Origin of the sequence: Pseudomonas sp. MS646, from assembly GCF_036693845.1 — a bacterium.
Classification (GTDB): Bacteria; Pseudomonadota; Gammaproteobacteria; order Pseudomonadales; family Pseudomonadaceae; genus Aquipseudomonas; species Aquipseudomonas chlororaphis_E.
In genome coordinates this window covers 5,978,611-6,001,993 of sequence record NZ_CP144763.1, presented here as the reverse complement: position 1 = coordinate 6,001,993, position 23,383 = coordinate 5,978,611, and the positions used below count along the sequence as shown (strand labels likewise).

19 protein-coding genes are annotated in these 23,383 nt (G+C 62.9%); 12 read left to right on the top strand and 7 right to left on the bottom strand.

From position 1 onward, the window contains the following. Positions 1-36: 36 nt before the first annotated feature. Positions 37-1,470, bottom strand: a complete 1,434-nt coding sequence (locus V3H56_RS26685) for a PLP-dependent aminotransferase family protein (protein ID WP_042728989.1) — start codon at positions 1,468-1,470, stop codon at positions 37-39. Positions 1,471-1,646: 176 nt separating this feature from the next. Between V3H56_RS26685 and V3H56_RS26680 the strand changes: the two genes are divergently transcribed. After that, the gene (locus V3H56_RS26680; protein ID WP_042728990.1) at positions 1,647-1,892 is read left to right on the top strand and encodes a DUF1127 domain-containing protein; all 246 of its coding nucleotides are present in this window, start codon (positions 1,647-1,649) and stop codon (positions 1,890-1,892) included. Positions 1,893-2,010: 118 nt separating this feature from the next. Here the strand turns inward: V3H56_RS26680 and V3H56_RS26675 are convergent, their stop codons facing one another. Beyond that, complete coding sequence (locus V3H56_RS26675) at positions 2,011-3,324, bottom strand: FAD-binding oxidoreductase (protein WP_047735764.1); 1,314 nt, start codon at positions 3,322-3,324, stop codon at positions 2,011-2,013. A gap of 145 nt (positions 3,325-3,469) precedes the next feature. Between V3H56_RS26675 and V3H56_RS26670 the strand changes: the two genes are divergently transcribed. Further along, positions 3,470-3,823 (top strand): YkgJ family cysteine cluster protein, encoded by a 354-nt coding sequence (locus V3H56_RS26670; protein WP_047735765.1) that lies wholly within the window; start codon positions 3,470-3,472, stop codon positions 3,821-3,823. A 50-nt stretch (positions 3,824-3,873) separates the two neighbouring features. On the opposite strand, the gene V3H56_RS26665 is transcribed toward V3H56_RS26670, so the two are convergent. Then, on the bottom strand, positions 3,874-4,362 hold the full coding sequence (locus tag V3H56_RS26665) for an Lrp/AsnC ligand binding domain-containing protein (RefSeq protein WP_003177284.1): 489 nt from the start codon (positions 4,360-4,362) through the stop codon (positions 3,874-3,876). A gap of 156 nt (positions 4,363-4,518) precedes the next feature. Here V3H56_RS26665 and dadA point away from each other — a divergent pair, with 156 nt between their 5' ends. The 6 genes from dadA (at position 4,519) to V3H56_RS26635 (ending at position 10,656) form a co-directional block, all read left to right on the top strand. Then, entirely contained in the window at positions 4,519-5,823 is a 1,305-nt protein-coding gene (gene dadA, locus V3H56_RS26660; RefSeq protein ID WP_047739421.1) for a D-amino acid dehydrogenase, read from the top strand. Further along, complete coding sequence (locus tag V3H56_RS26655) at positions 5,795-6,148, top strand: RidA family protein (RefSeq protein ID WP_042728993.1); 354 nt, start codon at positions 5,795-5,797, stop codon at positions 6,146-6,148. Before dadA ends, V3H56_RS26655 begins: the two co-directional genes overlap by 29 nt. Before the next feature lie 97 nt (positions 6,149-6,245). Beyond that, positions 6,246-7,319, top strand: coding sequence for an alanine racemase (alr, locus tag V3H56_RS26650; RefSeq protein ID WP_047735766.1), 1,074 nt, complete (start codon positions 6,246-6,248; stop codon positions 7,317-7,319). 128 nt (positions 7,320-7,447) lie between these two features. Then, a complete protein-coding gene (locus tag V3H56_RS26645; protein WP_007932420.1) occupies positions 7,448-7,996 on the top strand; it encodes a cupin domain-containing protein in 549 nt (182 codons plus the stop codon). 183 nt (positions 7,997-8,179) lie between these two features. Beyond that, entirely contained in the window at positions 8,180-8,593 is a 414-nt protein-coding gene (locus V3H56_RS26640; RefSeq protein ID WP_042728995.1) for a c-type cytochrome, read from the top strand. Positions 8,594-8,733: 140 nt separating this feature from the next. Continuing rightward, on the top strand, positions 8,734-10,656 hold the full coding sequence (locus tag V3H56_RS26635; protein WP_338474033.1) for an acetyl-CoA hydrolase/transferase C-terminal domain-containing protein: 1,923 nt from the start codon (positions 8,734-8,736) through the stop codon (positions 10,654-10,656). A gap of 127 nt (positions 10,657-10,783) precedes the next feature. Here V3H56_RS26635 and V3H56_RS26630 read toward each other — a convergent pair whose 3' ends face one another. Continuing rightward, complete coding sequence (locus tag V3H56_RS26630) at positions 10,784-11,356, bottom strand: xanthine phosphoribosyltransferase (protein ID WP_042728997.1); 573 nt, start codon at positions 11,354-11,356, stop codon at positions 10,784-10,786. Between the two features lie 55 nt (positions 11,357-11,411). Continuing rightward, positions 11,412-13,421, bottom strand: coding sequence for a DNA helicase Rep (gene rep, locus V3H56_RS26625; RefSeq protein WP_042728998.1), 2,010 nt, complete (start codon positions 13,419-13,421; stop codon positions 11,412-11,414). Positions 13,422-13,696: 275 nt separating this feature from the next. Here rep and V3H56_RS26620 point away from each other — a divergent pair, with 275 nt between their 5' ends. Continuing rightward, positions 13,697-15,361 (top strand): bifunctional diguanylate cyclase/phosphodiesterase, encoded by a 1,665-nt coding sequence (locus V3H56_RS26620; protein ID WP_042728999.1) that lies wholly within the window; start codon positions 13,697-13,699, stop codon positions 15,359-15,361. Between the two features lie 106 nt (positions 15,362-15,467). Here V3H56_RS26620 and V3H56_RS26615 read toward each other — a convergent pair whose 3' ends face one another. Next, on the bottom strand, positions 15,468-16,862 hold the full coding sequence (locus V3H56_RS26615; protein ID WP_042729003.1) for a NorM family multidrug efflux MATE transporter: 1,395 nt from the start codon (positions 16,860-16,862) through the stop codon (positions 15,468-15,470). Between the two features lie 156 nt (positions 16,863-17,018). Here V3H56_RS26615 and V3H56_RS26610 point away from each other — a divergent pair, with 156 nt between their 5' ends. The 3 genes from V3H56_RS26610 to V3H56_RS26600 all read left to right on the top strand — a co-directional run bounded on the left by V3H56_RS26610 (position 17,019) and on the right by V3H56_RS26600 (position 21,561). Continuing rightward, on the top strand, positions 17,019-17,939 hold the full coding sequence (locus tag V3H56_RS26610; protein ID WP_042729000.1) for a LysR substrate-binding domain-containing protein: 921 nt from the start codon (positions 17,019-17,021) through the stop codon (positions 17,937-17,939). Positions 17,940-18,126: 187 nt separating this feature from the next. After that, positions 18,127-20,103: a methyl-accepting chemotaxis protein gene (locus V3H56_RS26605; RefSeq protein WP_338474032.1), complete on the top strand. Its 1,977-nt coding sequence runs from the start codon at positions 18,127-18,129 to the stop codon at positions 20,101-20,103. A gap of 243 nt (positions 20,104-20,346) precedes the next feature. After that, complete coding sequence (locus V3H56_RS26600; protein ID WP_053150225.1) at positions 20,347-21,561, top strand: aldose 1-epimerase family protein; 1,215 nt, start codon at positions 20,347-20,349, stop codon at positions 21,559-21,561. Positions 21,562-21,567: 6 nt separating this feature from the next. Here the strand turns inward: V3H56_RS26600 and V3H56_RS26595 are convergent, their stop codons facing one another. Next, entirely contained in the window at positions 21,568-23,061 is a 1,494-nt protein-coding gene (locus tag V3H56_RS26595; RefSeq protein WP_338474031.1) for a YifB family Mg chelatase-like AAA ATPase, read from the bottom strand. Positions 23,062-23,383: the final 322 nt, after the last annotated feature.

Below are 23,383 nucleotides of genomic sequence, written 5' to 3'. Positions count from 1 at the left end.
TGATGGGCTGTTGGATGCCGCTTCCCGGCGTACAGATCAGACGGCGTCGCGCTGGGTTTCGTTCAACAACGCGATAGCGGCGGCGCCCACCCTGCGCACGGCCTCTTCGATCTGGGCCGTTGGCTTGGCAGCGTAGTTCATCCGCAGGCAATTGCGGTACTTGCCGGAGGCGGAAAAGATGCTGCCGACGGCGACCTGTACGCCCTGATCATGCAGGACCCGGTTGAGCTTGAGGGTGTCGAAGCCTTCCGGCAGTTCGACCCATAGCATGAAGCTGCCCCGGGGCCGGCTGGCGCGGGTGCCTGGCGGAAAATAGCGGCTGACCCAATCGATCATGACGTCGCGATTGCGCTGGTATTGCGCGCGCATCCGGCGCAAATGCGGTTCGAAATGCCCGCCCTTGAGAAATTCGGCCACGGCGATCTGGGGCTGTGGGGCGGTGGAGCCGGTGCTGATGTACTTCATGTGCAGCGCCCGTTCCAGGTACCGGCCGGGCGCGACCCAGCCCACGCGCAGGCCAGGGGCCAGGGTCTTGGAAAAGGAACTGCAGAGCAGGACCCGGCCATCGTCGTCGAAGGACTTGATCGTGCGGGGGCGTGGGTAGGTGTAGGCCAGTTCTCCATACACATCGTCTTCGATGATCGCCACGTCGAAGCGCTGTGCCAGGGTCAGCAGGGCGCGTTTGTTGGCTTCCGGCATGATGTAGCCCAACGGATTGTTGCAACTGGGCGTCAACTGTATGGCCTTGATCGGCCATTGTTCCAAGGCCAGTTCCAGGGCCTCCAGGCTGATACCGGTGAGCGGGTCGGTGGGGATTTCCAGCGCCTTCATGCCCAGGCCCTTGAGGGTTTGCATGGCGCCATGGAAGCTGGGGGAGTCCACGGCGACGATATCGCCTTGCTCGCACGTGGCGCGAATGCTGACAGACAGCGCTTCGTGACAGCCGGTGGTGACAATCAGATCGTTGGCGCCCAACTGGCAACCTGAATCCAGCAACAGCCGGGCAATCTGTTCACGCAGCGCCAGGTTGCCGTAGATGTTGTCGTAATACAGCCCTGGCATGTCTTGCCGACGACTGATCTGCGCCAGGCTGCGCAGCAGCGGCTTCATGGTCGGCGAGTTGATGTCCGGCATGCCCCGTCCCAACTGCACCACATCCTTGCGCGGCACCGCGCGTATCAGTTCCAGCACCTGGTCCCACTGGGAAATATCCACGGGCCGCTGGGCGGGACGGCCCACCACCGGTAGGTCCGGCAGCGCGCGGCTGACCGGTACGAAATAACCGGACTTGGGTTTCGGCATCGCCAGGCCACTGTCCTCCAGCACGCGATAGGCCTGCTGCACCGTGCTCAAGCTGACGCCGTGCTCCGTGCTCAACGCTCGTACCGATGGCAGCCGGTCGCCCGGGCGGTAGAAGCCTTGTTCGATGCGGGTGCCGAGCAATTCGGCGAGGTTCACGTAGAGAGTCATGGCGCATTCTCGAGGAGGACTACGGCAACCAATACAGTTGGGTTGGAAAACGACGATTCAGTGCGCGAAAGGCTCAATCTGTATGGAAGTAAAACAAAACGATTGAATCTGTATCGCTTTCTGCCGTTCGCACATCATGGAACCTCTGGCTACCCAAGTAAACAGGAGCGACAAAAATGAACGGCTTGAGCGATGTGCGGCTGACGTTACACAGTCAGGAACTGGTGGCAGGGCAGGATAAGGGGCTGCGCAACACGATGTCGCGCAATGCGCCGGCCCACCTGAGCCGCTGGGACCTGTTCTGGTTGCGCCTGCATACACGCAAAGCCTTATTGACGCTGACACCCGAACAGTTGCGTGACATCGGGTTGGACCGGGAGCAGGCGCGGGAAGAGGGGCTCAAGCCGTTCTGGCGGGGTTGAAACGATAAGGAACTTGTGGCGAGGGCGGTTGCTCACGCTGGGTCGTGCAGCAACCCTGAGATTTTGCGGTCGCTGCGCAACCGAGCGGGAGCAAGCTCCCTCGCCACGGTTTTTTGGGTTAAACCAACTCTTTCAACCGGTGCCATAACATTCCCAGCGCCAGCAGCGGCGAGCGCAGGTGCTTGCCGCCAGGGAAGGTCATGTGCGGCACCTGGGCGAACAGGTCGAAACCGCGGCTTTGTTGCCCACTGATAGCTTCGGCCAGCAGTTTGCCGGCCAGGTGCGTGGCGTTCACGCCATGACCGGAGTAGGCCTGGGCGTAATACACGTTGGGTTGGTCCTTGAGCCGGCCGATCTGTGGCAATCGGTTGGCGCCGATACCAATCATCCCGCCCCACTGGTAATCGATCTTCACGTTCGCCAATTGCGGGAACACCTTGAGCATTTTCGGCCGCATGTAGGCGCCGATGTCCTGCGGGTCGCGACCTGAATAATGACAAGCGCCACCGAACAGCAAGCGACGATCCGCCGAGAGACGGTAGTAGTCCAGTGCCACCCGTTGGTCACACACCGCCATGTTCTGCGGTAACAAGGCCTGGGCCTGGGCGTGGCTCAGGGGTTCGGTGGCGATGATGTAGCTGCCGGCGGGCAGCACCTTGCCGCTGAGCTCTGGGTTGAGTCCGTTGAGGTAGGCGTTGCAGCCCAGCACCAGTGTCTTGGCGCGGACCGAACCCTGCCGGGTGTGCACTTTTACTTCGGCGCCATAATCGATGCGGGTGACCGCCGACTGCTCGAACAGCCTGACCCCAAGCTGTTGCGCGGCGGCGGCTTCGCCCAGGGCCAGGTTCAGCGGATGCAGGTGGCCCGAACCCATGTCGATCAGGCCACCGACGTAGCGGTCCGAACCCACCACGCTATGCATTTCGTGTGCTTGCAGGAGCCGGGTCGGGTAGCGATAACCCAAGCTGCGCAGTTCTTCGGCGTCCTCGGCAAAACCTTCCAGGTCGCCGGGCTTGTTGGCGAGGTCGCAGTAGCCCCAGGTCAGGTCGCAGGGGATCTGAAAACGCTCGACACGTTGTCGGACGATTTCCACGGCTTCAAGGCCCATGAGTTTCATCTGACGGACGCCGTCGGAACCGATGACCGGGGCGAATTGCTCCAGGCCATGGCCAACCCCCCGGATCAACTGGCCGCCGTTGCGGCCGCTGGCGCCCCAGCCGATCCTGTGGGCCTCCAGCAGGACCACGCTCATGCCGCGTTCGGCCAGTTCGATGGCGGTGTTCAGCCCGGAAAACCCGCCGCCCACCACGCACACGTCCGCCACGCACTCGCCCTGCAGCAACGGATGGTCCGGTTGCGGCAAGCTGCTGGCGGCGTAATAGGAGGCGGCGTGCGCGTGGCTCGGGACCGGTTGCTGAACACGGGCGTTCATGTGCGTAATCCTGATTGTGGTGTTTGAGAAATTTGACGGAGCATAAGCCGCGGATTCATCCCCGAGCAACAGCGGTCGGCTGGCGGTGTCTGGGATGAGGGTTTTAGGGCAGAATCGTTCTGTGTCCTCGTCGGTAGTCGTTTTCATGAGTTGCAACAGTCAGAAAATCCGCACGCTGCGCCAGCAGATCCCCTCGTTCGAGTGCGTTCCCGGCTGCCACGACTGCTGTGGTCCGGTGACCACCTCGCCGGAGGAAATGGCCCGTTTGCCGCGCAAGACCCGCGCCGAACAGGATGCCGCCCTTGAGGCGCTCGATTGCGTGCACCTGGGGCCCAGCGGTTGCACCGTGTATGACGAGCGACCGCTGGTCTGCCGGCTGTTCGGCACGACGGCGACCTTGCCATGCCCCAACGGGCGGCGACCGGTGGAGCTGATTCATCCTCGGGTCGAGCGGCAGATCCATCAATACATGGCGTCCAATCGCCAGGTGCTGGTCTGACGGTGGGTGAATCCTCGAGTGCCTTTTCGCGAGCCGGCTCGCGAAGGGCCTCAATCCGGAATCGGCAGGCTCAGGCTTTCCTTCACCTCTTCCATCACGATGTAGCTCTTGGATTCGCGCACATGGGGCAGCTTGAGGAGGATGTCCCCCAGTAGCTTGCGGTACGAGGCCATCTCGGAAATCCGTGCCTTCACCAGGTAGTCGAAATCGCCTGACACCAGGTGGCACTCCAGCACGTGGGGCAATTTCAGCACGGCGCGTCGGAATTCTTCAAACGTATCGCCAGACTTGTAGTCGAGGCTGATTTCCACGAACACCAGCAGGCTCCCCTTCAGGTGCTGGGGATTGAGCCGTGCGTTGTAGCCCATGATGATGCCTTCACGCTCCAGGCGCCGCACCCGTTCGGTACAGGGCGTGGTGGACAGGCCGACCTTTTCCCCCAGTTCGGTGAAGGAGATCCGCCCGTCCGCCTGGAGGATGCGCAGGATGTTGCGGTCGATCTTGTCCAGCTCACGCTTGGTCTGGGTATTGGTACGCACAGGTGATGCGCCTCCGTGAAAAGGGTTTTTGCCGAGAATTCTCGCCAAATATAGGCAGTTATATAGTGAAAAGCACTGGCTATTCTTTTTTACACTGCGTCCATCGAAGGTATGTACAACAAAACGTCAGCGGTTATCCGCGATGAGGGCAACAACATGCGCGTTCTGGTCTTGGGTAGCGGCGTCATCGGTACCGTCAGTGCTTACTACCTGGCGCGAGCCGGGTTTGAAGTGGTGGTGGTCGACCGTCAGCCGGCGCCAGCCATGGAAACCAGCTTCGCCAACGCCGGGCAGGTGTCGCCGGGCTACGCCTCACCGTGGGCCGCGCCAGGTGTGCCGCTCAAGGCCATCAAGTGGCTGTTGCAACGCCATGCGCCGCTGGCCATCAAGGCCACTGCCGACATCGACCAGTACCTGTGGATGGCGCAGATGCTGCGTAACTGCACCGCCAGCCGTTATGCCATCAACAAGGAGCGCATGGTCCGCCTCTCCGAGTACAGCCGCGACTGCCTCGATGAGCTGCGTGCCGAAACCGGCATCGCCTACGAAGGCCGGAGCCTGGGTACCACCCAGCTGTTCCGCACCCAGGCCCAGCTCGATGGCGCGGCAAAAGACATCGCGGTGCTCAAAGAGTCGGGCGTGCCTTTCGAAGTGCTCGACCGCGAAGGCATCGCCCGGGTCGAACCGGCCTTGGCCAACGTCACGGACATCCTGGCCGGTGCCTTGCGCCTGCCCAATGACCAGACCGGCGACTGCCAGCTGTTTACCACGCGCCTGGCGGAAATGGCCGTGAAGCTCGGCGTACAGTTCCGCTTCGGCCAGGACATCCAGCGCCTGGACTTCGCCGGCGATCGCGTCAACGGAGTGTGGATCGACGGCAAGCTGGAAACCGCCGACCGCTACGTCCTCGCCCTTGGCAGCTATTCGCCGCAATTGCTCAAACCCCTGGGGATTCGTGCGCCGGTGTATCCACTCAAGGGTTACTCCCTGACCGTCCCGATCACCAACCCGTCGATGGCGCCGACCTCGACCATTCTTGACGAAACCTACAAGGTGGCGATCACCCGTTTCGACAACCGCATTCGCGTGGGCGGCATGGCTGAAATCGCCGGTTTTGACCTGTCCCTCAACCCGCGTCGGCGTGAAACCCTGGAGATGATCGTGGGCGACCTTTATCCTCAGGGCGGCGATCTGGCCCAGGCCAGCTTCTGGACCGGCCTGCGCCCGACCACCCCGGACGGCACGCCGATCGTGGGCGCCACCGCGTTCAAGAACCTGTTCCTGAACACCGGCCATGGCACCCTCGGATGGACCATGGCTTGTGGTTCCGGCCGTCTGCTGGCCGACCTGATGGCGAAGAAAAAGCCGCAGATCAGCGCAGAAGGCCTCGATATTTCCCGTTATGGCAGCCAAAAAAAGGAGTCTGCGAAACATGTCAATCCAGCGCCAGCTCACCAATGACCGCATGAGTCAGGTCGTCGTGCACAACGGCACCGTTTACCTGGCGGGGCAGGTCGGCGACGACATGAGCGCCGGTATTGAACAGCAGACTCGCCAGACCCTGGCCAACATCGAGCGGTTGCTCGACCTGGCCGGGACCGACAAGAGCCGCCTGTTGTCGGTGACGATCTACCTGAAGGACATCGACGCTCACTTCGCCGGCATGAACGCCGTCTGGGACCAATGGCTGCCCAAGGGCACCGCCCCGGCCCGTGCCACGGTGGAAGCCAAGCTGTGCGAGCCGCAAATCCTGGTGGAGTTGTCGGTGGTGGCCGCGCTGCCTTAAGCCTCAGTCAAACAGATCCCTCTTCCGGTGCTGTCGGTGGTTCGCACCCTCGGCCAGCACCGGTTTTTTATTCATGACCGCCTAGAAGCCTGCCGCCATGCGTCCTGCCCGTGCCCTGATCGACCTTCAAGCCCTGCGTCACAATTACCAGTTGGCCCGCGAAGTCACCGGGGCCAAGGCCCTGGCGGTGATCAAGGCCGATGCCTATGGGCATGGTGCGGTGCGCTGCGCCGAGGCGCTGCAGGACACGGCCGACGGGTTCGCCGTGGCGTGCATCGAAGAAGCCCTGGAACTGCGTGCCGGCGGGATCCGCGGGCCGATCCTGTTGCTGGAAGGGTTCTTCGAAGCCGATGAGCTGTCGCTGATCATCGAGCATGACTTGTGGTGCGTGGTGCATTCGCTCTGGCAGCTCGAAGCGCTTGAGCAGGCACGGCTGAGCAAACCGATCACGGTCTGGCTCAAACTCGATTCCGGCATGCATCGGGTCGGCTTGCACCCGGCGGACTACCAGGCCGGCTATCGTCGCCTGCTGGCCAGTGGCAACGTGGCGAAGATCGTCCTGATGAGCCATTTCGCCCGGGCCGACGAGCTGCACGATCCCAGCAGCACTCACCAACTGGCAGTCTTCGAAGCGGCTCGCCAAGGGCTGGCGGCGCAGATCAGCCTGCGCAATTCCCCTGCCGTGCTCGGGTGGCCGCAGATGCCGAGCGACTGGGTACGGCCGGGCATCATGCTCTACGGAGCCACTCCGTTCGAGGAGCCCAACGAAGTCGCTGCGCGCCTGCAACCGGTGATGACCCTGGAGTCGAAGATCATCAGCGTGCGCGAATTGCCTGCCGGCGAGCCCGTGGGCTACGGCGCCCGCTTCGTGACCACGCAACCGACCCGGGTCGGAGTGGTTGCCATGGGGTACGCCGACGGCTATCCGCGCCAGGCGCCCACGGGTACGCCGGTGCTGGTGGCGGGGCAGCGCAGCCAACTGGTCGGGCGGGTGTCGATGGACATGTTGTGCGTCGACCTCACCCACGTCCCCCAGGCCGGGCTGGGTTCGACCGTGGAGCTGTGGGGCAGGAACGTGCTTGCCAGCGACGTGGCGAAGGCCGCCGACACGATTCCTTACCAGATTTTCTGCAACCTGCGACGGGTGCCACGGCTCTATTCCGGGCGCTGATGACCGGCGTACCCTACCGAAAGTCGCTTCGCCGCACAGGATTCGGGTCAAAGTGTTGTAAATACTGAACGCTGTCGCCATGATAACGCTCACTTTCCACACAACCTGATTCCCTGGAGGCTCCAGCATTGGACGTCGGTGAACGACTGCAATCCATTCGTAAACTCAAAGGCCTTTCCCAGCGTGAACTCGCCAAGCGTGCGGGCGTCACCAACAGCACCATTTCGATGATCGAGAAGAACAGCGTCAGCCCCTCGATCAGCTCGCTGCGCAAGGTCCTTGGCGGGATTCCCATGTCCATGGTCGAGTTTTTCTCCGAGGAAATCCTTCAGGAGAAACCGACCCAGATCGTCTACAAAGCCAACGAACTGATCGACATCTCCGACGGCGCCGTGACCATGAAGCTGGTGGGCCGGGCCCATCCGAGCCGAGCGATCGCCTTCCTGAACGAAATCTACCCGCCTGGCGCCGACACCGGTGAGGAAATGCTCACCCATGAGGGCGAGGAAACCGGGATCCTGGTGGAAGGGCGGCTGGAGTTGGTGGTGGGTCTGGAAACGTTCGTGCTCGAGGCGGGCGACAGCTACTATTTTGAAAGCACCAAGCCTCATCGTTTTCGTAATCCGTTCGATGCGCCGGCGCGACTGATCAGCGCAGCCACACCGGCCAATTTCTAAGGAAAGAGGCGCCAAGCCCACACGGCAGAGGCGCCCGGGGGGTAAGTGGTCACCACGAACAAGACCCTTGTGACTTTAGGGTTGTTTCAGTGTGACGGGCTTACCGCTATACTTGCGCCCGCCTGCAAACCGTGGCCGCAGGCGTGACTAGCCACCATTGAGGGTGTACGCGTGAACCTAATTATGAAAATGCTGGCTGTACCAGCAACCGCATTGGCCCTATGGGCAGTCAGCGCCCAAGCGGCGACCAACGACGAAATCGCCAAGCGCCTTGAACCCGTCGGCCAGGTCTGCGTTCAGGGGCAGGAATGCAAGGGTATGGAAGTCGCCGCCGCCGCAGGTGGTGCGGGAGGCGCCAAGGCGCCGAAAGACGTGATTGCCAAGCACTGCAATGCTTGCCACGGCACCGGTCTGCTGGGCGCGCCGAAAATTGGCGACAAGGCAGCGTGGAAAGAGCGCGCTGATCATCAGGGCGGGCTCGACGGCATCCTCGCCAAGGCGATTACCGGCATCAACTCCATGCCGCCGAAAGGCACATGCGCCGATTGCACGGATGACGAGCTCAAGGGCGCCATCAAAGAGATGTCCGGCCTGTAATTCGCTGTCTTCTGCCACAGGAAAGCCGCTTACGAGCGGCTTTTTTGCGCCTGTGAACAACCCTTGCGAGCGGTTCGGCGCAACCAAGCCCCGGCAAGTTCGGTCCAAGCCACATTCAGGGCAATGTCTCGGAGGGTCGGATGGTGCAGTTGTGTTCAATCGAGCAGGCGGTGGAGGACGTGCTTGAGCGCCTGCCCGCCCATATCCACCTCGGCATGCCGCTGGGGCTGGGCAAGCCCAATCTGTTCGCCAATGCGTTGTACCGGCGCATTGCCGAACTGCCCGAGCGCCAGCTGACGATCTACACGGCCCTGAGCCTGGGGCGGCCGAACCTGGGCGACGGCTTGCAAAAGCGCTTCCTCGAACCGTTCATCGAGCGGGTGTTCGGCGACTATCCGGAGCTGGATTACCTCACGGCCCTGCAACAGGGCAGCCTGCCGGCCAACATCCGCGTCCAGCAGTTCTTCATGCAGCCCGGCAGCCTGTTGAATAGCGCGCCGGCCCAGCAAGACTACGTCAGCAGCAACTACAGCCACGCGGCCCGGGACATCAATGCCGCCGGGTTGAACCTGGTGGCGCAACTGGTGGCCAGCGACCCACAACACCCGGACCGCCTGAGCCTGAGCTGCAACCCGGACATTACCCTGGACCTGTTGCCCATGATCGCCAAGCGGCGAGCAGCCGGGGAGACCATCCTGCTGGTCGGCCAGGTGCACAGCGACTTGCCCTACATGCCGGGTGACGCCGAAGTCGGCATCGACGGCTTCGACCTGCTGATCGACGAGAAAGACAATCACACGCTGTTTTCCACGCCGAACATGCCGGTGGGCTTCCAGGATCACCTGATCGGCCTGCACGCCAGCACGCTGGTGCGTGACGGCGGGACGTTGCAGATAGGCATCGGCGCCATGGGCGATGCACTGACGGCCGCCTTGTTGGCGCGCCAGGCGGACAATGCCGGCTACCAGGCGTTGCTGACGGACCTGAATCTCAGCCAGTGGGCACAATTGATCGAACGCGAAGGTGGGGTGCAGCCGTTCGCCAAAGGGCTGTATGGCTGCAGCGAGATGTTCGTCAACGGTTTGCTGGTCCTGGCGGAAGCCGGGATCATCCGGCGCAAGGTCTACCCCGACGAAGCCACCCAGGAACAGGCCAACGCCGGCACCCTCGACGAGGCCGCGCAACCCGACGGCGTCTGCATACACGGCGGATTCTTCCTCGGCCCGCGCAGTTTCTACCAGCGCCTGCATGAGTTGCCCGATGCCCGGCGGCTCGAATTCAACATGACCCGCATCAGCTACATCAACGAGTTGTACGGCCAGGAGCCGCTCAAGCGCCTGCAGCGACTCGACGCACGTTTCATCAATACGGTCTTCACCATGACCCTGCTGGGCGCCGGGGTGGCCGATCAGTTGGAGGATGGGCGAGTGCTCAGTGGCGTGGGCGGGCAGTACAACTTCGTCGCCCAGGGCCATGCACTGGAAGGCGCGCGTTCGATCCTGCTGTTGCGCAGTTGGCGTGAGGCGGGCGGGGAGATCAGCTCGAACATTGTCTGGGAATACGGCCACTGCACGATTCCCCGGCATCTGCGGGACATCGTGGTGACCGAGTACGGCATCGCCGACCTGCGCGGCCAGACCGATGCCGCGGTGATCGAGGCACTGCTGAATATCAGCGATTCACGCTTTCAGCCGGGACTGATCGAACAGGCCCAGAATGCCGGCAAATTACCGAAGGATTTCCGCCTCGATCCACGGTTCGCCGACAACACGCCAGAGCGTTTGCAGGCGATCCAGGCACGGCATCCGAACCTGTTCCCCGAATACCCGCTGGGCTGCGACTTCGATGGGATAGAGCGGGACTTGCTGCGGGCGCTGAACTGGCTCAAGAGCAAGTTCAAGCTCAGCGAGATGCTGGAGCTGGGCAAGGCCGCGCTGGATGCCCCGGAGCCCTCTCTGTACCCCGAGCATCTGGAGCGGATGCAACTGGCGAGCACCGAGGGGCTGAAGGAGGACTTGTTCCAACGCTTGTTGCTGGCGGGGCTCAAGGCCACTGCACAATAGGGCCTAACCGGGGTCCCCTTGTGGGAGCGGGCTTGCTCGCGAATGCGGAGTTTCAGTCGACATATCTCTGGCTGATACACCGCATTCGCGAGCAAGCCCGCTCCCACAAGGGATAGGCGGTGGGCGATCAGTCGATGAAGGTGACCACGCCACCGGCCAGGGATTTCACCCGGGCCAGGGACTCGACGCGGTAGCCCTGGGCATCCAGTTCCGCACGGCCGCCCTGGAAGGATTTCTCGATCACGATTCCCAGCCCGGCCACGGTGGCGCCGGCTTGCTTGATGATGGAGATCAGCGCCTGGGACGCTTTGCCGTTGGCCAGGAAGTCATCGATGATCAGCACCCGGTCGCTGCTGGTCAGGTGCCGGGGGCTGATGGCGACGGTGCTTTCGGTCTTCTTGGTGAACGAATACACGGTGGCCGACAGCAGGTTTTCCGTCAGGGTCAGCGATTGCTGCTTGCGGGCGAAGATCACCGGCACGCCGAGGTTCAGGCCGGTCATGATCGCCGGGGCAATGCCCGAGGCTTCGATGGTAACGATCTTGGTGATGCCGGAATCCTTGAACAGCGCGGCGAATTCGTCGCCGATCAGCTTCATCAACTGCGGGTCGATCTGGTGGTTCAGGAACGCGTCGACTTTCAGGACTTGATCGGAAAGCACGATGCCGAGTTCGCGGATTTTCTGGTGCAGGGCTTCCATGAAGCCTCCTCTGATGACGCCGGCGGCGCCTGGGGTCAGTAAAAAGTAGTCGATTCTAACGCTTCAACATCGCACGTATATCGGCCAGGGCACTGTTGCCACGCACCACTTTGACTTCCGTCGGCGTGTCGTCGTTGCCTTCCCAGGCCAGGTCGTCCGGCGGCAGTTCATCGAGGAAGCGGCTGGGCGCGCAGTCGATGACTTCGCCATATTGCTTGCGCTTGGCGGCGAAGGTGAAGGCCAGCGTCTGACGAGCCCGGGTAATGCCGACGTAGGCCAGGCGCCGTTCTTCTTCGATGGTGTCGGCTTCGATGCTGGAGCGGTGCGGCAGGATCTCTTCTTCCATGCCCATGATGAACACGTAAGGGAACTCCAGTCCCTTGGACGCGTGAAGCGTCATCATCTGCACGCCCTCGGCGCCGTCTTCCTCTTCCTGCTGGCGCTCAAGCATGTCCCGCAGCACGAGTTTGCCGATGGCGTCCTCGACGGTCATGTCGCCGTCTTCGTCCTTTTCCAGGGTGTTCTTCAACGCCTCGATCAGGAACCACACGTTGCTCATGCGGTAGTCGGCCGCTTTGTCGCTGGAACTGTTGGTGCGCAGCCAGTTCTCGTAGTCGATGTCCATGACCATGCTGCGCAGCGCCGAAATCGGGTCTTCGCCCGCGCACTGCTCGCGGACCTTGTCCATGAAGCGCTTGAACCGCGCCAGGCGATCGGTGAAACGGCTGTCCAGGTGCTCGCCCAGGCCGATCTCGTCGGTGGCGGCGTACATCGAGATCTTTCGCTCGGTGGCGTAGTTGCCGAGTTTTTCCAGGGTAGTCGAACCGATTTCCCGGCGTGGGACGTTGATCACCCGCAGGAAGGCGTTGTCGTCGTCCGGGTTCACGATCAGGCGGAAGTAAGCCATCAGGTCCTTCACTTCCTGGCGCCCGAAGAAACTGTTGCCCCCCGACAGGCGATAGGGGATCTGGTGGTGCTGCAGTTTCAGTTCGATCAGCTTGGCCTGGTAGTTGCCGCGATACAGGATCGCGAAGTCGCTGTAGGGCCGGTCGGTGCGCAAGTGCAGGCTGAGGATTTCCATGGCCACGCGTTCGGCCTCGGCGTCTTCGTTGCGGCAGCGGATCACGCGGATTTCGTCACCGTGGCCCATTTCGCTCCACAGTTGCTTTTCGAACTCGTGGGGGTTGTTGGAAATCAGCACGTTGGCGCACCGCAGGATGCGGCTGGTGGAGCGGTAGTTCTGCTCCAGCATCACCACCTTGAGCGACGGGTAGTCTTCCTTGAGCAGCATCAGGTTTTCCGGGCGGGCGCCGCGCCAGGCATAGATCGACTGGTCATCGTCGCCCACCACGGTGAACTGGTTGCGCTTGCCGATCAGCAACTTCACCAGCAGGTACTGGCTGGCGTTGGTGTCCTGGTATTCGTCCACCAGCAGGTAGCGGACCTTGTTCTGCCATTTTTCGAGGATGTCGGCGTGGTCCTGGAACAGCTTGACCGGCAGCAGGATCAGGTCGTCGAAGTCCACCGCGTTGAACGCCTTGAGCGTGCGCTGGTAGTGGGCGTAGACGATGGCGGCAGTCTGTTCCTTGGGGTTGCGGGCGTTTTCCAGGGCTTCTGGCGGCAGCACCAGGTCGTTCTTCCAGCCGCCGATCATGTTCTTGATCTCGTCGACGCCGTCGTCGCCCGAGTATTCCTTCTGCATGATGTCGGTCATCAAGGCCTTGACGTCGGTCTCGTCGAAAATCGAGAAGCCCGGTTTGTAGCCCAGCCGCGCGTGCTCCTTGCGGATGATGTTCAGGCCCAGGTTATGGAACGTGCAGACCGTCAGGCCACGGCCTTCGCCGCTGCGCAGCAGGGTGCCGACCCGCTCCTTCATTTCCCGGGCGGCCTTGTTGGTGAAGGTCATGGCGACGATGTACTGGGCACGGATGCCGCAGTTCTGGATCAGGTGGGCGATCTTGCGGGTGATCACGCTGGTCTTGCCGGAGCCTGCACCGGCGAGCACCAAAAGAGGGCCGCCGACATAGTTCACGGCTTCTTGCTGCCGGGGATTGAGTCGGGACATGACAGGGTCAGGGAGTCGTTTGCAAAATGGGCCGGCATTTTAACAGGCTCACAGAATTGTGCTGCTCTGTCCGACTTGTGACCCCTACAGCATTGTCATTTGCCGCTTCTGCCACTTTAACGCAGGATATGGGGCGAATTTGCGTCTAACGTACGACTTCGCGTAGAAGAAAATCTACCGAAAGCACGTGTTTGAGAACCAGTAGCATTGGTCATTGCCCGTCGGCAGGTCATAATGCCCCGCGCCAACCACCTTGCAGAGTCTAGGGAGTCAGCTTGTCAACGCCTGTCGAACCCTTGCGTTTGCTGTTATTGGCCGAAACGCCTGAGTGGTCAGCGGTCTTGCGCGAGTGCCTGGCACCCATGGGGCCCTCGGTCGTCCTGATCAGCGCACCGAGCTGGGAGTCCGTCAGCAGCCTGTTCGAAGACAATCGCAACGCCGTGCTGCTGACGATCACCGCATTGCAGCCGGCGCCGGGCCGTTGCCGTCTGCCCACGATTCTGTTGCTCGAGCATGAGCCTGCGACGGTCCCCGATGGTGTCAGTGACTGGTTGGTGCGTGATGCCCTCGACACCGCGACCCTGCGCCGTTGCCTACGGCATGTGCGCGAACGCGGGGTACTGGAAAATACCTTGCAGCGCCTCGCCGAGCAGGACCCGCTGACCGGCATCGCCAACCGCCAGGGCTTCCAGACCCTGCTGGCGGCGCGCCTGGCTGAAAACGACGGCCGTGGCCTGGCCCTCGGGCACCTGGACCTGGACAATTTTCGCCACGCCAACGACGCCCTCGGCCACCAGGCCGGTGATCGCCTGATCCTGCAGGTGGTGTCGCGACTCAAGGGCGCGCTCGAGGCCGGTGACCGGCTGGCGCGGCTGGGTAGCGATGAATTCGCCTTGCTGATCGACACCCGGCGCGCGCCGCAGCGGGCCGAGTGGATGGCCGAGCGCATCACCGAGGCCATGGCCGAACCCTACTGGATAGACGGCGAAAGCCTGCTGATCGGCTGCAGCCTGGGCATCGCCCACGCCCGGGCCCAGGCCGGCGCCGATCCGCTGATGTGGCATGCCCACATCGCCATGCAGCAGGCCAAGAGCACCCAGGGCTGTACCTTTCATATCTTCAATGAGCGGATCAACCGCAATGCTCGCAGCCTCGCCGACCTGGAAAGCGAACTGCGCCGGGCGTTGCGTCGCGACGAGCTGGAGTTGCATTACCAGCCCCGGCTGAACCTCGATGGCGGCAACATCGTGGGCCTGGAGGCGCTGGTACGCTGGCGTCACGGGGAACGTGGCCTGCTGCCGCCGAGCGAGTTCGTGCCGCTCGCGGAGCAGAGCGGCCTGATCGTGCCGCTGGGCTACTGGGTGATTTCCCGGGCGCTGCGGGACATGCAGGCACTGCGCGAGCGCGGGCTGGCGCCGTTGCACATGGCGGTCAACCTGTCGTTCCGGCAGTTCCAGGACAGCCAGTTGCTGCCAACTCTGAGCCGGTTGATCGCCGAACGGGGTGTCGAGGCCCAGTGGCTGGAATTCGAACTGACCGAAACCGCCGTGATGCGCCGCAGCGAACTGGTCAGGCAAACCATGGACGCCTTGGGGCGACTGGGCGTGCGCTTCTCCCTGGATGACTTCGGCACCGGGTTCTCTTCGTTCGTGCACCTCAACAGCCTGCCCATTGCCTTGCTCAAGATCGACAAGAGCTTCGTCGGCGGGATGGAGCAACGCGAAGAAAACCGCAAGCTGGTCCACGCCATGATCAACCTGGCTCACAACCTCAAGCTGGAGGTGGTGGCCGAGGGGGTGGAAACCCCGGAACAACTGGATTTGCTGCGGGGCTTCGGCTGCGATCAGGTGCAGGGCTTCCTGATCAGCAAACCGTTGCCGTTGCCCGAACTGGTGGAGTACCTGACGTTCGATGGCAAGTCGACCGAGGTCACGGCTTGATACGATACCCTGTGGGAGCGGGCTTGCTCGCGAATGCGCCGGTTCAGTCAGGGAGACTTTGATTGACACACCGCATTCGCGAGCAAGCCCGCTCCCACAACGGCTGTCAGTCGACCTGAATGGCCGCGAAACTCTGCGATCCCGACCCGCCCCTGATCATCCGCTTCATCTTCCATTCGAACGCCAGCGTCAAGCTCACGGCTGCACAGGCCAGGCCCAGTGCCAGGCCCCACCAGACACCGGTTGCGCCCCAGTTCAGGTGGAAAGCCATCCACCACGCCGCCGGCGCACCAATCAGCCAATAACAGCCCAGGCCAACCAGGAAGGTGGTCTTGGCGTCCTTGAGCCCGCGAATGCAGCCCATGGCGATGGTTTGCGCGCCGTCGAACAGCTCGAACCACGCCGCCACCGCCAGCAAGCTCACCGCCAGGTTGATCACCTCGGCGAACGCCGGGTCGTTGTGGTCCAGGAACAGGCCGACCAGCGCGTGGGGCAGCAGCCAGAAGACCATGGCGAACGCCAGCATCACCGCCGCGCCGAAGCCGATCCCGACCCGCCCGGCCAGGCGCGCCTTGGGTAACTGTCCGGCGCCATAGTGCTGGCCGATGCGCATGGTGATGGCATAAGACATGCCCGCCGGGACCATGAATGCCACCGAGACGATCTGCAGGGCGATCTGATGCGCCGCCAACGGTGTGCTGCCCATGGTGCCCATGCACAGCGCCGCGAACGCAAAGAGTCCGACTTCCACGGCGTAGGTGCCACCGATCGGCAGGCCCAGGCGCCACAGTTCCCTGAGGTATTGACGGTTGGGGCGAAACAGGCCGTCCAACAACGGGTACGCGCGATAGGCCGGGTGCCGGTGGATGTGCCAGGCCAGCACCAGGGCCATGCCGTTAGCGACGATCGCCGTGACCAGGCCGATGCCCATCAGGCCCAGTTTCGGCAAGCCGAACAGGCCAGTGATGAGGGCGTAGTTGAGCAGGAAATTGGCTACCGTACCGCCGAGGCTGATCACCATCACCGGCGTGGCCCGGCCAATGGCGCTGGTGAAGCCGCGCAGGGCCATGAAACTCAAGTAGCCGGGCAGGGCAAACGGCAGCGCCAGCAGGAACTGGCCGGCGGAAAGCACATTGGTTTCAGTCTGGCCGAACAGCAGCAACACCGGCTTGAGGTTCCACAACAGCAAAGCCGCCACCAGCGCCATCAGCCAGGCCAGCCATAGCCCGGCCTGGGTCAGGCGGGTGGCGCCCTCGATGTCTCCCGCGCCTTGGCGGATCGCTACCAGCGTCCCCACCGCCGCGATCACACCGATGCAGAAAATCGACACGAACGAGTAACTGGCTGCCCCGAGGCCGCCTCCAGCCAGGGCTTCAGGGCTCAGGCGCGCCATCATCACGGTGTCGGTGAGCACCATCAGCATGTGCGCCAACTGCGAGGCAATCAGCGGCCCCGCCAACCGCAGGATGGCCCAGAGTTCGGTACGCACCGGATGCCGCATGATCATCACGCTCCCTGTTCGAATGAGGCAGTAAAGCAACGATTCTCGGCGTTCACGACGGTCTGCACAAAAGGATAAAAACGATCGCTGACATGATTAAAACTCATGCAGCTGAAGTTCTGTTAGGGTGTGCCAATCGCTCCCGGAGTTTTTCCCTTGTCTCGTCGTCTTCCCCCTCTTTATGCGCTGCGGGCATTCGAAGCGGCGGCGCGGTACAGCTCGTTCACTCGCGCCGCTGAGGAGCTGTCGATTACCCAGAGCGCGGTCAGCCGGCATATTCGTACGCTGGAGGAGCATTTCGCCTGTCGCTTGTTTCATCGCAGCGGGCGCAACCTGCAACTGACCGAAGCGGCGCGGTTGCTGTTGCCGGGTGTGCGCGACGGCTTCATGGCCTTGGAGCGGGCGTGCCATACCTTGCACGGTGAAGACGGCATCTTGCGGATGAAGGCGCCTTCGACCCTGACCATGCGCTGGCTATTGGCGCGCTTGAGCCGCTTCCGGCATTTGCAGCCCGGCAACGAAGTGCAACTGACCAGCGCCTGGATGGACATCGATGCGGTGGACTTCAACACCGAGCCGTTCGATTGCGCGGTCTTGCTGGGCAACGGGCATTTTCCCGTGGACTGGGAGGCCAGCCTGTTGTTTCCCGAGGAACTGATTCCGGTGGGCGCGCCGAATCTGCTGAACGATCAACCCTGGGATGTGCAGCGACTGGCCAAGGCCGAGTTGCTGCACCCCACGCCGGATCGCCGAGACTGGCGCAGTTGGCTGGAGCGCATGGGCTTGTCCGACCAGGTGTCGCTCAAGGGCGGACAAGTGTTCGACACCCTGGAGTTGGGCATGATTGCCGCCGCGCGTGGGTACGGTGTCTCCATGGGGGATCTGCTGATGGTGGCCGAGGATGTGGCCCAGGGGCGCTTGAGTCTGCCCTGGCCGACCGCTGTCGCCAGCGGTGAGCACTATTACCTGGTGTGGCCGAAAACCCGCCCGGGAGGTGACCGTTTGCGGCGGCTCAGTGATTTTCTCCAGAGCGAGGTCAAGGCCATGCAACTGCCTGCGGTGGAGCGTCTTGGCTGAAACGTTGCACTTCAGGTGCTAGCCACTTGGCATTATTCCTTCCAGATCGCTCAAGTATTCGGTGGCGCTGCCGAATCCGTGAACATGGAACCCTCGTTCAGAAAGGGCAAACCACCTACCTTATTTCGAAATAATGCCGAGCGTGCGACGTGATCAGGATGATCCAGAGTCTCGGCCAGGAGCCGTCATGTCCCAACCCCGTGCCCGGATCGCCTCACAGCTAGGCCTTGCCCTCGCCGTGATACTGGCGATCGTGATCTCCGGCAGTACCGTCTTCGCCTTGCGCTCGCTGGACACCGCCAACCTCGCCACCCGTGAAGAACACCTGGCCAGCGAAGCGCGCCTGATGGCCGACCAGCTCAATACGTTCCACGGCACCTTGCGTGAGAGCACGCAGCGTTTGGCCGGCCTGTTCGAAAAACGCTTCAGCGCGGGCCTGAGCGTGCACCCGGACCAGTCGGTGACCGTGGCAGGCGTGCAGACCCCCGGCTTGGACCTGGGCGGCGAAATGCTGAACAACAACTTCAAGGAAGTTGACGAGTTCAAGCAGATGACCGCCGGTACCGCCACGATATTCGTGCGCAGCGGCGACGACTTCATCCGCATCAGCACGTCGGTGGCCAAGCAGGACGGTTCGCGCGCCATCGGCACCGTGCTCGATCATGCCAGCCCGGCCTACGCCCGCCTGATGGGTGGGCAGAGCTACATCGGCCGTGTCCTGCTGTTCGGTCGTTACTACATGACCCAGTACAGCCCGGTCCGTGACAGCAGCGGCAAGATCATCGCCGCGCTCTATGTGGGGTTCGACTACACCGATGCGCAGAACGCGCAGTTCGAGAACCTCAAGCGTTTCCGCATCGGCAAGACCGGCTCGCTGGCCCTGCTGGATGAGCAAAACAAATGGCTGGTGCCACCGGCGGGCGTCCAGGCGCTCGATTCGGCAGTGACGACGGTCGTGGGCCTGGTGAAAGCGCCGGGCAAGGGCGCGTTCTGGAGCGACACCGCCGAAGATTTCTACAGCGTCGCGGTGCCGTTCGAAGGCGGACCGTGGGCGGTGGTGGCGAGCATGCCGAAGGCTGAGATTCGCGAAGTCACCTGGAGCGTCGGCACGCAACTGGCCATTGGCAGCTTGCTGGCGATGTTGCTGGCGGTCGGCGCGGCGATGTGGCTGCTGCGCAGCAAGCTGGCTCCCCTGGGTGACCTGGTGCGCCAGGCCGAAGCGTTGGGTGCCGGCGACCTGAGCGTGCGCCTGAACGTGTCCAGTCACGACGAAATCGGCCAACTGGCCCGTGCGTTCAATCAGATGAGCCAGGCCCTGTCGACCATGGTCGAGCACATCCGCAAGGCCTCCCAGGAGGTCAACAGCCGGGCCCAGGCCCTGTCGGGCTTGTCCAGCGGTGCGTACGAGGGGATGGAGCAGCAGTCCGGCGAAATCACCAGCATGGCCGGCGCGGTGGAGGAATTCAGCGCTACGTCGTTGAACATTGCCGACAACATGGGCAACACCGAACGCCTGGCCCAGGAAAACGCCCAGCAGACGCGGATCGGCCGGACCTCGATGGATGAAGCCTCTTCGTCCCTGGAGCAGATCGCCGGCGCGCTGAACAGCACCGCCACGGTCATCAATACCCTGGGCCAGCGATCCCAGGAAATCGGCGGCATTGTTGGCGTGATCACTTCGATCGCCGAGCAGACCAACCTGCTGGCCCTGAACGCCGCCATCGAAGCCGCCCGTGCCGGCGAGCAGGGGCGTGGGTTTGCCGTGGTGGCGGATGAAGTCCGTAGCCTGGCATCTCGTACCCGGCAGGCCACGGACGAGATTTCCGGCATGATCAACAGCATCCAGCAGGAAACCGGCAACGCCATCAGCACCATGGAGCAAGGCAACCTGCTCATGCAGGAAGGCCTGTCGCGTAACGCCAACGTTGCTTCGGCCTTGGCACGCATCGACGAGCAGAGCCGCTCGGCTGGTCAGCAATTCGCCGCCATCACCACCGCCACCCAGGAACAAAGCAGCACCGCGACCTTGCTCAGCAGCAACTTGCAGAGCATCGCCATGGCCAACAGTGAGCAACGCCAGGTCGTCTCCAACCTGGCCCTCACCGCCAAGGAACTGGAAAAACTGGCCCAGGACCTGCGCCAAGAGGTTGATCGGTTCCGCTGAGCCCTGGCGCCTGCCGCGAGCAAGCGTGCTCCCGATCACTGCCGTCCAGTGGGGGAGCGAGCCTGCTCGCGGAGGCGATGTCGTGGTCAGCCTCTGCTTTTGCTGAGTCCTCGCTGTCGCGAGCAGGCTCGCTCCCACCCGTTACGATGCTTTCCTTTTTTGGGGTTATGCGCGTTTTTAGGCTTGCTGAAACGTTTCTTCAAGTCTATAAAAACCGCACAACTCCAATAAAAGGCCAAGTCCATGACTCCGCTCAAACTGTTCGTCACCCTCGGCGCCTTAGGCGCTGCATCCCATGCCATGGCGTGGGACTACGTCCTGCTGGACACCGATAAAGCCGCTCAACCCTGGCAAGTCACCAGCCAGCAGTTGGGCGTGAAGACCGACAAGCCCTTTTCCGTGACGATGCGCACCTTGCACGGTGGTCGCCAGGAAGGCGTCAGCGTTGTCGACATCGACAACGGCACCCTGAAGCTTTCTGTCGTGCCGACCCGGGGCATGAACGTGCTGCAGGCCTCGGTGGGGAGTGTGCGCATGGGCTGGGACTCTCCGGTCAAGGAAGTCGTCAACCCGGCCTTCATCGAGCTCAACGGCCGCGGCGGGTTGGGCTGGCTCGAAGGTTTCAACGAACTGGTCACCCGCTGCGGCTACGAGTGGGTCGGCCACCCCGGCATGGATAACGGCGAGCTGCTGACCCTGCATGGTCGCGCTGCCAACATCCCGGCCAACAAGGTCACGTTGCACATCGATGAAAAACCGCCTTACGCCATCACCCTGCGGGGTGAGTTGAAGGAGCAGGCGTTCAAGAAGGTCGACTTCTCGGTACAGACCGAACTGGTGACCGAGCCCGGCAGCGTGACGTTCGCGCTCAGCGACACGCTCACCAACAACGGTGATTATCCGAAGGAATACCAGGCCCTGTACCACAGCAATTTCAGCACCCCATTCCTGGAGCAGGGTGCGCGGTTCGCGGCCCCGGTCAAGCAGGTCTCGCCGTTCAACGACAAGGCCAAGGGCGACCTGGCCGATTGGCAGACCTACCGCGCACCCACCAAGGATTACGATGAAACCGTCTACAACGTCGTGCCCTACGCCGACGCCAAGGGCGACACGCTCACCGTGCTGCACAACAAGGCCGGCAGCCTCGGTGTTTCGGTGGGCTTCAACACCGCCACGCTCCCGGTGTTCTCCCTGTGGAAAAACACCGACACCCAAGGCCAGGGCTACGTGACCGGGCTGGAGCCAGGTACCAGTTTTTCCTATAACCGCCACTATCAACGCCCGCTGGGCCTGGTGCCGACCATCGGGCCAAAAGAACACCGGCAGTTCCAGATCCACTACAGCCTGCTGGCGGACAAGGGTGCCGTGGACAAGGCCCTCAAGCGCATCGAGACCATCCAGAACGGCCAGAAGACCGAGGTGCGCGAAACGCCGCTGGTGGACCTGACCAAGCCCTGATGCGGCTCACGCTGTCGCGGGGCGGTACTGCAACGCTTCAGCCAGGTGCTCACGGCGAATGTTCACCGCCTGCTCAAGGTCGGCCAGTGTCCGGGCGACCTTGAGCAGACGGTGCGCTGCCCGCAGCGACAAGGTCAGTCGTTCACAGGCGGTTTCCAGCCAGGCTTCGTCGGGTGTGGATAACTTGCAATGCCGGCGCAGCCCCGGCAGGTCCAGGAAGGCATTGGCACAACCCTGGCGTCGGTGCTGCTGTTCTCTCGCCTGGGCCACCTGCTCGGCGACGCTGGCAGTGTCGTCGGTGGATTCGCGCTTGGGGTTCAGGGCCGTGGCTTCCCGGGCGACGGTCAGGTGCAGGTCGATGCGGTCCACCAACGGGCCCGAGAGTTTGTTGCGATAGCGCTGCACCATGTCCGGCGTGCAGGTGCAACGGCCGCTGGGTTCGCCCAGGTAGCCGCAGGGGCAAGGATTCATCGCCGCCACCAATTGGAAGCGAGCGGGAAAACGCACCCGGTCACGGGCGCGGGATACCACGATGTGCCCCGACTCCAAAGGCTCCCTCAACACTTCCAGGACCTTGCGGTCGAACTCCGGCAATTCATCGAGAAACAGCACGCCGTGATGGGCGAGGGTGATTTCCCCGGGTTGTGGCTTGGATCCGCCACCCACCAGCGCCGGGCCGGAGGCGGAGTGATGGGGCTGGCGAAACGGGCGCTGCGGCCAGTGGCTCAGCGGCACGCAACTGGCCACCGACTGGATGGCCGCGACTTCCAGGGCCTCGCTCTCGGCCAGGGGTGGCAGCAGGCCTGGCAGCCGACTGGCGAGCAGGGTCTTGCCGGTGCCCGGTGGCCCGCTGAACAGCAGGTTGTGCGCCCCGGCGGCGGCAATCAGCAAGGCCCGCTTGGCCCCGACCTGGCCTTGTACTTCATTCAGGTCGGGGTAGGGCTTGCTGGCGCAAAGCAGGCCGTTGGACACATAGGGCGGCACCGGGGTGTGGCCGTTGAAGTGGGCCACGGCTTCGAGCAGATGATCCACCGCGATCACCTTCAATCCTGAGGCGAGGCAGGCTTCCTCGGCGTTCGCCCGGGGCACCATCAGCGTGCGCCCGGCCGTGCGCGCCGCCAGCGCCGCGGGCAGCACCCCGCGCACTGGACGCACCGCGCCGGACAGCGCCAGTTCGCCAAGGCATTCCACGTCGTCCAGGGTCAGCGTCGGCACTTGCACGCTGGCCGCCAGGATGCCCAAGGCAATGGCCAGATCGAAGCGCCCGCCGTCCTTGGGCAGGTCTGCCGGGGCCAGGTTGAGGGTGATGCGCCGCGCCGGGAAATTGAGCCCCGAATTGATGATCGCGCTACGGACCCGGTCCTTGCTTTCCTTCACCGCCGCTTCGGGCAGGCCGACCATCGTCAGCGACGGCAGGCCATTGGCCAAGTGAACTTCAACGGTAACGGCGGGAGCCTCCACCCCCACCTGGGCGCGGCTGTGGACGATGGCAAGCGACATGAATCGTTCCTTGAGTGAATAGGGAAGCCGCATCCTGCGGCCCCTGAAGGTTAGTCGCGCAATGGCGTTCAAGCGCGACCGTTGAAGGCGCAAATCTTGGCGGGATGTTGCAGGACGATGACTGCGCCAGGCATCGCGACGCGCCCTTGGAGTGCCCGGGCATCGATGCGGGGTGGCCGCGTGATCGTTGAAAAATCCATACGCTCATGCGCCGCCGTCCATTGTTGGCAATCTTTTACGGGCTGTAACATTTTTCGAAAATGGCAAAGAGCCATTAGCTCCTTGCCTGGCGTGACCCGGGGCAGGGGATTACCCACCTGAC

Excerpts from the sequence above, each read along its gene's own strand:
- V3H56_RS26670 (WP_047735765.1), top strand. The coding sequence starts at position 3,470 with ATGAGTTGCAACAGTCAGAAAATCCGCACGCTGCGCCAGCAGATCCCC.
- dadA (WP_047739421.1), top strand. The coding sequence starts at position 4,519 with ATGCGCGTTCTGGTCTTGGGTAGCGGCGTCATCGGTACCGTCAGTGCT.
- V3H56_RS26630 (WP_042728997.1), bottom strand. The coding sequence starts at position 11,356 with ATGGAAGCCCTGCACCAGAAAATCCGCGAACTCGGCATCGTGCTTTCC.
- V3H56_RS26600 (WP_053150225.1), top strand. The coding sequence starts at position 20,347 with ATGACTCCGCTCAAACTGTTCGTCACCCTCGGCGCCTTAGGCGCTGCA.
- V3H56_RS26680 (WP_042728990.1), top strand. The coding sequence starts at position 1,647 with ATGAACGGCTTGAGCGATGTGCGGCTGACGTTACACAGTCAGGAACTG.
- V3H56_RS26655 (WP_042728993.1), top strand. The coding sequence starts at position 5,795 with ATGTCAATCCAGCGCCAGCTCACCAATGACCGCATGAGTCAGGTCGTC.
- V3H56_RS26595 (WP_338474031.1), bottom strand. The coding sequence starts at position 23,061 with ATGTCGCTTGCCATCGTCCACAGCCGCGCCCAGGTGGGGGTGGAGGCT.
- rep (WP_042728998.1), bottom strand. The coding sequence starts at position 13,421 with ATGTCCCGACTCAATCCCCGGCAGCAAGAAGCCGTGAACTATGTCGGC.
- V3H56_RS26635 (WP_338474033.1), top strand. The coding sequence starts at position 8,734 with ATGGTGCAGTTGTGTTCAATCGAGCAGGCGGTGGAGGACGTGCTTGAG.
- alr (WP_047735766.1), top strand. The coding sequence starts at position 6,246 with ATGCGTCCTGCCCGTGCCCTGATCGACCTTCAAGCCCTGCGTCACAAT.
- V3H56_RS26685 (WP_042728989.1), bottom strand. The coding sequence starts at position 1,470 with ATGACTCTCTACGTGAACCTCGCCGAATTGCTCGGCACCCGCATCGAA.
- V3H56_RS26605 (WP_338474032.1), top strand. The coding sequence starts at position 18,127 with ATGTCCCAACCCCGTGCCCGGATCGCCTCACAGCTAGGCCTTGCCCTC.
- V3H56_RS26675 (WP_047735764.1), bottom strand. The coding sequence starts at position 3,324 with ATGAACGCCCGTGTTCAGCAACCGGTCCCGAGCCACGCGCACGCCGCC.
- V3H56_RS26615 (WP_042729003.1), bottom strand. The coding sequence starts at position 16,862 with ATGCGGCATCCGGTGCGTACCGAACTCTGGGCCATCCTGCGGTTGGCG.
- V3H56_RS26640 (WP_042728995.1), top strand. The coding sequence starts at position 8,180 with ATGAAAATGCTGGCTGTACCAGCAACCGCATTGGCCCTATGGGCAGTC.